This is a genomic window from Rickettsiales endosymbiont of Trichoplax sp. H2, assembly GCF_009690945.1.
Classification (GTDB): Bacteria; Pseudomonadota; Alphaproteobacteria; order Rickettsiales; family Midichloriaceae; genus Aquirickettsia; species Aquirickettsia rohweri.
In genome coordinates this window covers 242,374-255,290 of the sequence record NZ_NPHZ01000003.1, presented here as the reverse complement: position 1 = coordinate 255,290, position 12,917 = coordinate 242,374, and the positions used below count along the sequence as shown (strand labels likewise).

General features: G+C 27.5%; 15 protein-coding genes. 6 read left to right on the top strand and 9 right to left on the bottom strand.

Annotated elements, in window-relative coordinates; translation table 11 throughout:
- Both h2es_RS07815 and h2es_RS04915 read left to right on the top strand, forming a co-directional pair.
- On the top strand, positions 1-97 hold a 97-nt coding region (locus h2es_RS07815), incomplete at its 5' end, for an EF-Tu C-terminal domain-related protein (RefSeq protein WP_268258912.1).
- A gap of 199 nt (positions 98-296) precedes the next feature.
- Positions 297-875, top strand: coding sequence for a hypothetical protein (locus h2es_RS04915; RefSeq protein ID WP_154511915.1), 579 nt, complete (start codon positions 297-299; stop codon positions 873-875).
- 422 nt (positions 876-1,297) lie between these two features.
- Here h2es_RS04915 and h2es_RS04910 read toward each other — a convergent pair whose 3' ends face one another.
- Genes h2es_RS04910 through h2es_RS04890 form a run of 5 tightly spaced genes read right to left on the bottom strand, consistent with a single transcriptional unit; the run spans position 1,298 to position 6,058 of the window.
- Entirely contained in the window at positions 1,298-2,053 is a 756-nt protein-coding gene (locus h2es_RS04910; protein ID WP_154511913.1) for an alpha/beta fold hydrolase, read from the bottom strand.
- Positions 2,046-2,228, bottom strand: coding sequence for a hypothetical protein (locus h2es_RS04905; RefSeq protein ID WP_154511911.1), 183 nt, complete (start codon positions 2,226-2,228; stop codon positions 2,046-2,048). Before h2es_RS04905 ends, h2es_RS04910 begins: the two co-directional genes overlap by 8 nt.
- Positions 2,218-2,592 carry a hypothetical protein gene (locus tag h2es_RS04900; protein ID WP_154511909.1) on the bottom strand — a complete coding sequence of 125 codons (375 nt, stop codon included), beginning with the start codon at positions 2,590-2,592 and terminating at the stop codon, positions 2,218-2,220. Before h2es_RS04900 ends, h2es_RS04905 begins: the two co-directional genes overlap by 11 nt.
- A gap of 24 nt (positions 2,593-2,616) precedes the next feature.
- On the bottom strand, positions 2,617-4,677 hold the full coding sequence (locus tag h2es_RS04895; RefSeq protein WP_154511907.1) for a hypothetical protein: 2,061 nt from the start codon (positions 4,675-4,677) through the stop codon (positions 2,617-2,619).
- Between the two features lie 46 nt (positions 4,678-4,723).
- Positions 4,724-6,058, bottom strand: a complete 1,335-nt coding sequence (locus tag h2es_RS04890) for a hypothetical protein (RefSeq protein WP_154511905.1) — start codon at positions 6,056-6,058, stop codon at positions 4,724-4,726.
- A gap of 105 nt (positions 6,059-6,163) precedes the next feature.
- On the opposite strand from h2es_RS04890, the gene h2es_RS04885 reads away from it, so the two are divergent.
- Together h2es_RS04885 and h2es_RS04880 are read left to right on the top strand one after the other, a co-directional pair.
- Positions 6,164-6,757, top strand: a complete 594-nt coding sequence (locus tag h2es_RS04885; protein ID WP_154511903.1) for an adenylyltransferase/cytidyltransferase family protein — start codon at positions 6,164-6,166, stop codon at positions 6,755-6,757.
- The gene (locus h2es_RS04880; RefSeq protein ID WP_154511901.1) at positions 6,750-8,123 is read left to right on the top strand and encodes a nicotinate phosphoribosyltransferase; all 1,374 of its coding nucleotides are present in this window, start codon (positions 6,750-6,752) and stop codon (positions 8,121-8,123) included. The genes h2es_RS04885 and h2es_RS04880 overlap by 8 nt, the downstream gene beginning before the upstream one ends.
- Positions 8,124-8,292: 169 nt before the next feature.
- Here h2es_RS04880 and hemB read toward each other — a convergent pair whose 3' ends face one another.
- Genes hemB through h2es_RS04865 form a run of 3 tightly spaced genes read right to left on the bottom strand, consistent with a single transcriptional unit; the run spans position 8,293 to position 11,110 of the window.
- On the bottom strand, positions 8,293-9,294 hold the full coding sequence (hemB, locus tag h2es_RS04875) for a porphobilinogen synthase (RefSeq protein ID WP_154511899.1): 1,002 nt from the start codon (positions 9,292-9,294) through the stop codon (positions 8,293-8,295).
- A gap of 29 nt (positions 9,295-9,323) precedes the next feature.
- Positions 9,324-10,472 carry a murein transglycosylase A gene (gene mltA, locus h2es_RS04870; protein WP_154511897.1) on the bottom strand — a complete coding sequence of 383 codons (1,149 nt, stop codon included), beginning with the start codon at positions 10,470-10,472 and terminating at the stop codon, positions 9,324-9,326.
- The gene (locus h2es_RS04865) at positions 10,469-11,110 is read right to left on the bottom strand and encodes a Tim44/TimA family putative adaptor protein (protein WP_154511895.1); all 642 of its coding nucleotides are present in this window, start codon (positions 11,108-11,110) and stop codon (positions 10,469-10,471) included. The genes mltA and h2es_RS04865 overlap by 4 nt, the downstream gene beginning before the upstream one ends.
- 118 nt (positions 11,111-11,228) lie before the next feature.
- On the opposite strand from h2es_RS04865, the gene secB reads away from it, so the two are divergent.
- Together secB and fliQ are read left to right on the top strand one after the other, a co-directional pair.
- The gene (secB, locus tag h2es_RS04860) at positions 11,229-11,684 is read left to right on the top strand and encodes a protein-export chaperone SecB (RefSeq protein ID WP_154511893.1); all 456 of its coding nucleotides are present in this window, start codon (positions 11,229-11,231) and stop codon (positions 11,682-11,684) included.
- Between the two features lie 2 nt (positions 11,685-11,686).
- Positions 11,687-11,953, top strand: coding sequence for a flagellar biosynthesis protein FliQ (fliQ, locus tag h2es_RS04855; RefSeq protein ID WP_154511892.1), 267 nt, complete (start codon positions 11,687-11,689; stop codon positions 11,951-11,953).
- A gap of 111 nt (positions 11,954-12,064) precedes the next feature.
- Here fliQ and h2es_RS04850 read toward each other — a convergent pair whose 3' ends face one another.
- Positions 12,065-12,769 carry an IS6 family transposase gene (locus tag h2es_RS04850; RefSeq protein ID WP_326845007.1) on the bottom strand — a complete coding sequence of 235 codons (705 nt, stop codon included), beginning with the start codon at positions 12,767-12,769 and terminating at the stop codon, positions 12,065-12,067.
- Positions 12,770-12,917 lie beyond the last annotated feature (148 nt).

Sequence of the window (12,917 nt, the reverse complement as noted above, 5' to 3'; positions counted from 1 at the left end):
AATAGCGCCAATAGCAATGGATAAGGGGTTGAAGTTTGCGATTAGAGAAGGTGGCAAAACTGTCGGTGCTGGTGTAGTTGCTGAAATTATTGAGTAGGGTAAAGAAAAGCTTTGTTATAAATAAAATAAAGGATAAAAAATAAATAAAGAATTAAGTAATTTTGTTTCCGCAAATTTCTGATTTTTTTATTTGACTTCTAAGTTAATATTAGAGCTTTTATTTCTATTTGACGTAGGGTTACTATTTTATTATTGATGAAAACCTAAAATAACTTTATTAATTATTAGTATATGATATGGCAAATTTAGAATATGGTGAATCTATTAGATACCCAAAAGCTATTAGTGTTGGTGGTGTAAAATACAATTTTGTTTTTGTTAAATCCAAAGAAAGTGATATTTCAAAAGATACCGATACAAAAACTTATATTTATAAACTTGATTTTGATAATGTAAGTTCATTAGAGGATATAGTAAGAACATTTCAAGAGGATTCAATATGGAAAAAAGTCCAAGATTTAAAAGTTGATGAAAGTATAGTAATAGCAACTATTTTGATAGATAATGAGAATTATAAAATTAACTTTAGACTTATAGAAGAAAATAATAAAGGAAAAAACGGATGTATAATAGATAAAGTCTCAAAAGATATTACGTGTAGCTCAATAAAATTACAAAATGATGCGTCTGAACTAAGTGATTTATTGGCTTCTTACATTTTTACTAGAGGAGATAGCAGTAGCACTTATGAGGATTATGCACTTGTACCAGGTAGTCAAATAAAATGTAAGAGTGTAATGTTTTATAACTCTTTACCTCAAGAGTGTGATGAAATTGTGACCACAAATATTGATGTTAATCTTTATAACGAATAACTTATTGTGAGTTATTCTCCATGAAATTATCAGGAGTTGGTGTTATAAATTTGGCAAAGGATTTGAAAATATTATAAAGAAGAAGCAAAGAAAAATAACCAACAAATGGATAGCATAATAAAAGAAAATAGGTTTTAATTGATAATTTTAAACAAAAATAGGTAATATAATTCATTTAAAAAGAATTTTATTACCAAACAATGCTTGGCATATATTATATGAGCTGTATAAAAATAGGATATGCAAGTGTATAGTCATTGCTGTTGCTAAAGTATTAAACTATAAAAAAAAAGTAAGGGGTTATAAAAAATACAAATCTTAAAAAAAGATAGGAAAGCCAAGAAGATATAGGTATGGAATGATAATATTTTATTTGATATAATAAAAATAATTTTAGAGTGATATAATCAGTTTATTTAATATTAAACTTCCTTATTTTCTATTTCTTTTTTGATAATTTTTGAAAGTTCTTTGTTTTTAGAGAAAAAAGGAGAATGATCAGTGTTCAGTGTGTATGTTTTTATATCAGAAAAATTACTTTGCATTTCTCTTTGCATAGATATGGGCATAGCATTATCATTTGTGCACTCAACATAAACTTTCTTAATCGGATAAAATTCCTCACAATAATTATGTTTGTGTGCAAATGGTATGCCAGAGCTTAATTCACTTAAATTCTTCAAAGCAATACCTATATCTAACTCAGGACTTTGATTGTAAAATAATTTTATTATTTTTTCTTTCTCAAATATATTTAATTTTATAAATTGTCCTTGTGAATCTGGAATAACTAAATTTTCTAATTCAAGTTCTTTTATAAAATTGAAATAATATTCTTCCATAAAATAATCAAGTGCACATTTATTTTTTGCACACATAGAAGCAGCAACATAAATTATTTTTTCTATTTTTTTAGGAAATTTATTAGCTATAAAACTTGCAATACTTCCACCCATACTATGTGCAATGATAATAAATTTTTCATTGGTGGTTTTTAATAAATTTTGTATCTCAAATGTGTATTGTTCAAAATTTTCAGCAGAGTATTGTGTATTAAATCCATTCATAGGGTTATCTAAAGCATGAACTTTATAATTGCTTAATAATTCAGAATTTATTATTTTATACCAGCACCCACTCCAATGCCAAGCACCATGAATAAATAATAAATTAACCATTGGATTGATTATTACTTATACATGGATTAATAATCTTTGCGTTAGACCATGATTTTGTAATTATTGTATTACTATCTTTTTTAACTATAACTCTACATATTCTAGTAGGAGGATTATTATCTGCTGCTTTAAACCCTTTAGTACAAGAACCTATCACAGGTATATCATAAGGCATCTAATCTAACAGATATATCTTTACGATTTGATTCTGTTATTTTAAATGTATCTCTTATTTTTATACTTAAATGACTTGTATCAAAGATTGCATTACTTAAAAAAGGGGCTGTAATATCATTTTTTCCACATCCGTCTTCTCCTATGATAAATCTACATCCATTATGTAGTATACCAATAGGAAAATTACCATTTAATATTCTATAAGGGTTTTCTTCAGGGTGAGCTGGTATTACAGAAAAATTTTTCTTTAGTAAATCTTTACTATAACCTAAATATGTTAGTAAATTTTCATTAATAGGCAATGTATTAGAATTAATGCCATTATTATTTTCATCTCCATAAAGATAATTTTGCATTTTCATATAATCTTCTTTGAAATTCAGAAATTAGTTTTTTAATGTATTATTGTTTTTGTAATCAGAGACATCTGATAATTTAGTGCATGTTTTTCCATCAGTTGATAAACATTTTTCATTCTCTAATCCCAAAGAAGAATTACATATGCCTTTTAATGGATCATCTTTTGTATATTTTGTCTCAGGGTTAAAGGTATCATAAGTAAAATCTATATAATCAGTTAAGGCAGATACATCATTTGTATCAAGCTTCATGTATTGTCCAGGTATTTTAACACAAATTTTATCATCTTTACCATAAAAATTTGGCCAATCTGTGTCTAAATTCATGCATATTACGTTTGTTTGTGAATTGGTATTTTTTTCTTTATCTTGTTGGTTAATAGTATAAATGCCACTACAATATGCTTTTTCAGCATCATTATAATCATCAGTATCTTTATCACCTTCTGCTCCAAAATAACAATTTATTGTAGTATCAGTATTTACATCTTGTATAGGTAATGGATTATCTTCAAAATTATAGCAGTCATAATTTTTATTACATGAGGTTCTATCTCGTTTCCCAGCTGGTGTAATATAGGAAGAGCATTTACTTTGCCCTCTTTTTTTACTTGTTAACTGATTATCAATACAATTGTTTTCATCATCAACAGAAACAAAACATTTATGACAATTTGATGCTCCTGATTCATCTGAAGATGCTGGAGAAGATAAGGTTATTATAGGTGGATAAATAAATGTTTTTTGGAAATTTTCAGGACGGATTTTAACAATATCTTCTGATGTAATATTTGAGATATCTAGGTTACTAGATGTAATTAATTTTGGTATTACTGACCTAAATTGTGTTCCATAAATATTTATTGTATCTTGACCAGCGATAATTGATTCTTTTGTTATTTGTTTATTTGTATTTGGACTATTGTAACTGCTACTCATATAACAAGCATAATAATCTCTTAGACCTGCATTTTGACCAGGAAACTCTTTAATTACTTTATTATTTGATAAAAGCTGAATTTTTAATGAATGAAATAAGGATGGTTTTCCAGAGTTATCTAAGCAACTGTTGTCAATAAAATAGTTATGAATTGCATTTAATTTTATCGCTGAATCAGTTGGTCTAGGTCTGTTAATGCAGCCAATATTGCTTGAAATGGTATTTTCAAGGCCAGCGCAAATTTTAGTTGGATTTTCTGAAAAAACAAATGCACAATAAGAATTATTGTTAATTGGTTGACAGTTAGAGGAATTATTTTCAAAATTATAAGTTAAAGTTGTATAACTTCCTTCTGGCTGTCCAGCACTATTGACAAGTTGCAGATTAATCTGGGGTTTTATAAAAGTACTATCACTTGGTGTTGTATTGGCAACTGTTACTGATTTTTTAGGTACAATTATTTTATTATAAATATTTGGAGCAGGATTAAGTGGTATATCAATGCAACCAATGAGCTTGTCGCTACTACTTACAATTTTTCCAAATGCTACAGGTTGAAACCATGCGCATACTCGTTTAGGATTATCTATTCCATTATTTTGTTCATATTTAATATATGCGTGGTTAGATCCCCAAAAAACTGTTTGGGAATTTTCTGGTCCCATTTTTTGAAGAGAAAATGTTTTTGTTATAGTATCCCCCCACAAAGCATAATTTACACCTTTTTTCCATGATAAATAACCAAGTGGAAATGCCCATTTCCAATCTGGGCCACCACAATTAACAGGTGATGGAATAAAAACATATCTAGCCCAGCAATATTGTCTTTTGAATTTTAACTCCATAGTTAATGGGTCATCAGAGGTTCTATAAAACATTTCTCTTTCTCCCCATGTAGGAAAAAAATCTCTGCATACTCCTTTAACTCCAATGTTATCTGATATATGTACTCTATCTCCATCATTATTTCTTCCTCCATCAGAAGGTCTAGGATTTGGACTTGCTTTACTACGATCTATTCCAGTTGTTGCAGCTAACCACCCGTTGCATAATATTTCGCTAGTAGGGGATGCAGATGAATTATAATTATAAAATATATTTATTATTAAAATTAAAATAACATTAATTATTATGTTTGATTTTTTCATCTTTTTAAGTTTAATATACTCTTTGAGATTACGATTATAATATACCCTAAATGCTTCTTTCTGGTTTTTCAAGATTATTTAATTTTCTTTCTAATTGTTTTTGTTCTGAAAATGATCTTTTAGTAGTTGTAGATCTTTTTTCGACTAAACTATCTTCAGATTTGCTTTCAGTATATTGTTTTATATTATGAGTGCTTTTTAAAGTAGCAGATGCACCGATATCTATAGAACGCACTAATTTAGTTGGAGATGAGCTGCTTTCATTGAGCCTCACCATTTCAATATCCATACTTTTATCTTTGCCTTTAAAATCATCATTTTTAGATGAAGCAATAATTTCTGAATAAATTTTTTGTTCCAATTGTTCTTTTTCTTGCCTGCGTATAAGTGGGCAAAAAAATTCTTCATATTTCTCAGAGCTAAAACTATTTGAGAATAAATGAATAAAGTCTTGTGTAAAGCTCCTTTGTATATGAAATTCTTCAAGATTAATGTCTTGATAGACTTTTATATTATTATTAAATGCTTTTTGCATATCTTCAAGAGAATTATATGATTTTTTATGACAAGCTAATTCAGCTTCTTTAATGCTTAAAATTTTTAATAAATCCTTGTTAGAAAGTTTGTTAATAAACTTATCTTCAATTCCTAATTCTATTTTTAGATATTCAATTAATTTATTTTCTTTTTCTAGCACCTCTTTATCTAGTAAATCTTTATCTTTTCTGTAATTAGTTTCACCATGGTAGCTTAGCCCATTAGATACTATCATAGATGTAGAGCTTATAGCTATCGATACAGGATTTAATGTTATAATACTTAACACCCAATTTGCAGCTCCAGTTAAACTTAAATATCTAATACTGCTAGATATTGAATTTATAGTGCTTTTTTGTTTAATAATTTTTTGATTAGATATTCTTTTATTTATTACTTTTTTTATTTCTTCGTTAACCATTTTTTTAAATTGCGAATTTAATTGTCTTTCTGAAGAAATTTGAATTTTTGCACTAATAGTATCCAATAATAAATCTTTATTTTGATTATTTTTGATTGTTCTCATCCTTAAGGTTGATCTTATCATAGAGAGTGAACAACTAATAGTTGTTATTGCAGCTACAGTTCCACCAATTGCAATGCCTAGTGGAGAATATAAACATGTTATTACACCAAAGACTGTTAATATAGTACCAACACCAGGTGAAGTTAATATGTCTAAAAATTTATTTGGTTTGCTTTTTATTGCAGTTTTGTCCAAATCTTTGACTTTTGATTCGTCTTTTCTTTTTACTAACAATTTAGCAAAATTAAAAGTGGATAAAGTAAGCCTTGTTTCACCTACATCGGTAAGAAACTTTGTGACTATTGAAATAATATTCATTAAAACCTCACTACAAGTTTAACACTGTTAATTATATTGTAATTTTTCTTTGTAATCAAAAATTAAATATATCAGTATGTAATTAAAATTTCATTGTATTGATTAATGTTATATGACTTCTTGATATTTATAGGTAGATTTCAGCCTTTTCACAATGGACATAAATATATAATAGAAAAGGGTCTTGAAATTTCTAATAATTTAATTGTCTTTTGTGGATCTGCAAATAAATCAAGAACATTAAAAAATCCTTTTACTTTTTTAGAGAGAAAAAAATTTATTATAGGCAGTTTTTCCAATAAAATTAATAATAGATTGTATATAGAGCCTTTAGATGATTTTGATGATGATCAATGTTGGGTAGAGCATATTAATCAAATAGTAAAGAGGATTGTGCATAATAAGAGAGTGGGTTTGATTGGTCATACAAAGGATGATTCTTCGTATTATTTAAAATTGTTTCATAATATGCAATATATTGAAATACAAAAAATTTATGACATTGATGCAGTTAATATTAGAAATATTATTTTTAATATTAAAGATATAAAAGAAATAAAAAAAGAAATAAAAAAAGAAATAAAAAAAGAAATAAAAAATCTTGTTTCAAAAGAAGTATTAAAATTTATTATTGATTTTTTAGACACAGAACATTATTTAGAATTAAAAAATAAATATATGCATTCTTTTAATGTATAATCTAATATTAAATACAGATTCATATAAAACTTCACATTATTTGCAATATCCAAAAGCTACTGAATATTTATCATGTTATATTGAGTCTAGAGGAGGAAAATTTAAAAATACCTTGTTTTTTGGATTACAAATGTTTTTAAAAAAATATCTTTGTAAACCAATTACTCAAGAAAATATAGATGAAGCAGAAGAAATAATAAAAATTCATGGTGTGCCATTTAATAAAAGTGGTTGGGAATATATATTGGATAAATATGGTGGCCACTTACCAATATATATAGAAGCTGTTCCGGAAGGAACAATAGTTCCAAATAACAATGTACTTTTGCAAATTACTAATACTGATCCTAAGTGTTTTTGGTTGCCAACATACTTAGAAACTGCTTTGCTTAGGGCAATTTGGTATCCTACTACTGTTGCAACTTTATCCTATGAATGTAAAAAGCTTATAAAAAGTTATTTATTACAAACATCTGATAATTTAAAGAGGTTGGAATATATGCTTGCTGATTTTGGTGCAAGAGGAGTTAGTTCTTATGAATCTTCTGAAATTGGTGGTGCGTCTCACTTAGTTAATTTTTATTCAACTAGTACTATTTCTGCCTTACGATGTATAAAACAATATTATGATGCTGATTTGGATAATTATATTACTATTCCAGCTGCTGAGCATTCAACTATTATTTCGTGGGGAAAAGATAAAGAGGTGAATTCTTATCAGAATATGATTAGTGAATTTGAAAATTATTCTAGATATGCAGTTGTAAGTGATTCATATGATTACTGGAATGCTATTGATAAAATTTGGGGAGGTAAACTTAAAAATAACATAGAGAATTCAAGTAATACTTTAATCATAAGATCAGACAGTGGTGATCCAGTAGAAGTTGTTATAAAAACTTTAGAAATATTAATGCAAAAATTTGGATTTGAGGTAAATAAAAAAGGATATAAAGTTCTTCCGAAATTTATACATGTTTTGCACGGAGATAGAGTTTCAATTGAAAAAATTGAAGAAATTCTTAAAGTCTTAAAAGGTAAAAAAATTAGTGGAGAAAATATTTCTTTTGGCATGGGGGCTTCTTTATTACAAAAAGTAAATAGGGATAATCAACAATTTGCAATGAAATTATCAGCAATAAAAAGGAAAAATTGTGATTGGCAAGGTGTTTGTAAATCTCCAATCACAGAACCTAAAAAACATTCCAAATGTGGTAGGTTATCGCTAATTAAAATAAATAATGAATATCATACTATACATGACAAACTTAATGTTAAAGAAAAAAATCATTTAATACCAGTGTTTAAAAATGGTGAAATTTTAAATGAAATAACTTTTTCTCAAATTCAACGTAATATAATTTAACACTTTTAGTAAAGGTAAATAATTTGCTATATTCAGCAATATAAAAATTTAAGCTTTATATAAATTTCTAATTTTTTATCTGCAGTTTAGGTGATTTTTAATGAGTTGCAAAGCTTCTATTAATCTTTATATAAGTGATACTAAAACTTGATTTTATAGTTTTAGCTTATTAAATATTTATTAATTGCTTCGCAATATCAGTAGCAGCATAGGTAATTATAGCATTAGCACCTGCTCTTTTAAATGAAATCAGGCTTTCGATTAAAGCTTTAGTGTAATTAAATATTTGTTTCTCACTTGCTATTTTTAACATAGAATATTCTCCGCTAACTTGATACCCAATAATAGGTATATTAAATTTATCACTAGCTCTAGCTATAATGTCTAGATAAGGCATTCCTGGTTTAATAATAATAGCATCGGCCCCTTCAGATATATCTAATCCAATTTCATGTATTGATTCTTTTGAATTTCTAAAATTCATTTGATATGTTTCTTTGGAAGTGTTTTTTAAAAAATTTTTTGATCCAATTGCTTCTCTAAAAGGTCCGTAAAAATTTGAAGCATACTTAGCTGCATAAGAAAAAATTTTAGTATTATAAAAGCAGTTTTCTTCAAGTGTATCCCTGATTTTTGCAATTCTTCCATCCATCATATCTGAAGGGGCAACTGAATCACATCCAGCTTCTGCAAGTGTAAGTGATTGTTTGCATAATATTTTTACTGTTTCATCATTAAGAATATTTCCATTTTGATCAGTGATTCCATCATGGCCATTTAAAGTATAAGGATCGAGTGCTACATCTGCAATTATTCCAATATCAAGTTTATGTTTTTTTAATTCTTTAATGGCTTTGCAGATTAGATTATTAGAATTATAGGATTCTTTGGCATCAACACTTTTTTTATTTTTAGGAATTTGAGGAAAAATTAAAATGGCTTTTATTCCCAAATCTCTAGCATTTTCAGCTTTTTTTACAAGATTATCTACACTATGCCGATATATACCTGGCAATGTATCAATAGGTTCTGAGATATTATTGCCCTCAGTAATGAAAAATGGCTGTATTAGATCAGATGAAGAAATAGTTGCTTCAGCAAATAAATCCCTACTCCAGTTAGAGCTTCTTAATCTGTGGGATCTTGTTCTTGGATAGCTTAAAGAAAACATAAATTTATGATATATTACAATTATTAAAGTTAGTGTGTTCTATAATATTTTGGAATTTTTACACTTCTTGGGAATAAAGCATACATTTTGCCCTGATTATTCATATAGCATGCTAATTCTTCAGATCTTTTTCCGTGACCAAAAAATACGTCGCCTCTTATAGCTCCTTTTATTGCTCCACCAGTGTCTTGAGCAATAAACAATCTTCTATATTTCCTATCAATGTAATTTCTGGTTTTAGGTAAAGATGTGTCAATCCATATAGGTGTTCCATATGGATATATTGCACTATCTAGCGCAATTGAGCGTTCAGGAGTAAGAGCTATGCCTTGTGCTCCAATCGGTCCATCGCCATTAATTTTTCTGAAGAAAATATATGATTGATTTTGTTCAATTATTTTTTTACTATCTCTAGGGTTTCTATGGAGCCATTCTATCATGTCTAAGGCAGAATTAATTCCTTTTGCATCATATTTTTTAAAGTAAGGTCCTATTGATGTATAATCAAATCCATTTTGTCCAGCATATCCTAATCTTATTAAATTACCGTTATCTAACTTAACACGTCCAGAACCTTGTACATGCATGAAATATAACCTGGCGTGATTATCAACCCATAAAATCTCTAAATTTTTATTCCTAAGAGAACCCTTATTAATGGAAGAGTGTGAAAGATAATCTCTATTTTGATGAGTCGAGAGATTTTTTGGAGGCATATATACAGGATGCTTACATCTTCTAGTTTTTTTTAAACTTCCGTTTATCTCAATTTCATAATAGCCAGTAAATTTACCTATCTTTTTATTAGTGCTTCCATCAAAGATAACATATGGAATAAACCACCTTTCAAAAAATTTCTTGGCTCCTGTACTTGTTTCTATTTTAGCCCTTTCTAATTTTTTGCATATTAATTTCCAGTTTTTAGCTGATCCTCCTATATTAGTTAATGTGCTTACAGGGTTAGAATTATTTAATTGTAAAATTTTTTGACAGGAATTAGAAAAAGTTTTTAGACTGATTAGATGGTTATCATATTCCCACCCAACTAATTTGCTATATTCAGTCTTAAAAAATTTAACTTTTCTAACTTTATATTTCCGTTTTTTTGTACCCGAACATGAGCTTAAAGCTATAATAAAAATTAATAATATTAAATTTTTAAGTATCTGGTGAGTCATTTAGAGGTAGTTTCTGTTAATAACCAAAGATTTCCTGATTTAATTTTTTTGCTAAAGTTCCAGATATCGAAAATTTGTAAAATATTATTTGGATTGCCTGATATGATGTTTTTATTGTTATCAGTTACTTGTATAATTTGCTCACTGTGAATTTCTACTTTAATATTTATTGTATTATTTTTAATGTTTGCATCAATAATTTTTACATCTTTAATACCAATTAATGTAACGTCATAATTAATTTTCTTCTCTTTCCTTTTTGCTATTTCATTAGTAAATTTTTCATATAGTTTTTTTTCTAAAAGTTTCTTTAAAGTTTCAGTTTCATCATTATTTAAAGCTGTAAGAATCATTTTAAAAGCTTTTTTAGCACCATTAAGAAATTTATTAATGCTAAACTCATTTTCTTCTATGATAATTTTTTCAAATACTTTCTTTATTTTTGGATTAAGATTAGCTTCTTTAAGAGATATTATTTCAAATTCAACATTTTTTACTTGTTTTACACATTTTTTAATTGTATCAACTACTGGTTCAATGTGAGTGAATTTTTTTAAATTTTCATCTTCTTTTCCAAGAACCTGAAAAAGTTTATAAATAATAAAAGCTGTAAGTGCTGCTAAAAAAATTAGTTCCATAAATATCCTTAAATTTAAATTACATTTTTATTTTTACTTTACTTAAATATATATTATCTTTGTATTCTTCAAGTAAATTTGATATAAATCATTAAATAAAAAAAATATATCTAATTATATGTCAAAAAAATCAGATGTTAATGGTAGTGTACTAGTTAATGCTCAATATATCAAAGATTTATCTTTTGAAAATCCAAAAGCTCCATATAGTTTATTGGGAAGTGAAAAACCTGAAGTAGATGTGTCAATTGATATTGGTGCACACAATATACAGGAAGAGACTTATGAGGTTGTTTTAGCAATTCAAGTTAAATCAGTGGTTAAAGAAGATGTTCAGTATTTAATAGATTTAAAATATGCTGGGGTTTTTACTTTAGATAAAGGTATGAATAATGAAGAGAGAGAAAAGGTTATATTTATACAGTGTCCAACTATAATTTTTCCTTATGCTAGAAGAGTAATTTCAGATATTTCTAGAGATGGTGGATATTTACCACTATATATTTCTCCTGTTGATTTTATGACATTATACAATAACAACAAAAATAAAAATTCTAATGAACAATTTAATTAATTATGGATGCTGAAAATATCATCAATATAGCGCAAGATAGTGTAATAGTATTGTTAAAATTATCTTTGCCATTACTATTAGTTGCTTTGTTTGTTGGTGTGTTAATTTCCTTGGTTCAGGCTTTGACTCAAATTCAAGAGCCTACTATTTCATTTGTTCCTAAAATAATTGCGGTTTTTTTTTCAATTTTTTTATCATTAAATTATATGGGAAGTATATTATCAAGTTATATGGAAAAGATTGTCTCGCATATAATTAATTTACAGTAGGAGATCATCAATTACATCAATTTAATATTTTAATAGGGCTATTTTACATAATATAAAGGCAGCGTCAAGTTAATGGAAATAAGAGTATAATACAATCCTACTTCTTAAATTTTATGCAGCAGATATCATTTGCATAGCTTCATTCCAAATAGATTTAGCATTTTGGAAATTATCCCTTTGGTCTCTAGCGGTATTAGTGTATCTACCTACATTTACAGCAAATATGTTTCGTACTTTACCCATTAATGACAGAGTTTGCTGTATTCCTCTGGGTGATTTGAATTTTATCAAACATTTTTCCTTTCTACGTGTGGGTTGATGCGCATTCTCTACACGATTGTTCAGTCCCTTGTGCTTCCTATGATCTGTTTTTAAGCACATTTGCTTTATCGGTTTTACATAGCTTTTTAACTTATCTGTAACTATCACTCTAGGTACGAGATATGTTTGTAACAATCTTGATAAGAACCTTACTGCCGATTTTTTATTACGACGTTTTTGCAAAAATACATCTAGTTCATATCCCCCTGAGTCCACTGCTCTCCATAATACATAATGTTCACCTTTCACTTTTATTGTCATCTCATCTAAATGCAATTTATCTGATGTTTTCCTTTGTTTCTTTTTGATTACGTTTTCAAATTCTTTGCCAAATTTATAGCACCAACTTCGTATAGTTTCATGGCTTACATCTATTCCTCTGTACAGTAATTGCTCTCTGATATCTCTAAAACTCAGATTAAACCTGTGATACTGCCATACTGCTTGACCTATTACCATCATTGGATATCTGTGCCTACTTGGTCTTGCTAACACATTTTCCTGAACTTTCTATTTTTTCAGATTCTATATTTTTCCTAACTTTTATTCAATCTCATTACCATACTTTCTTTAACTTGACGCTGCCGTTTGCAACAGACCCCCTTTTAGGGTGGATTATGAATATATATAATGATAGTTAAAC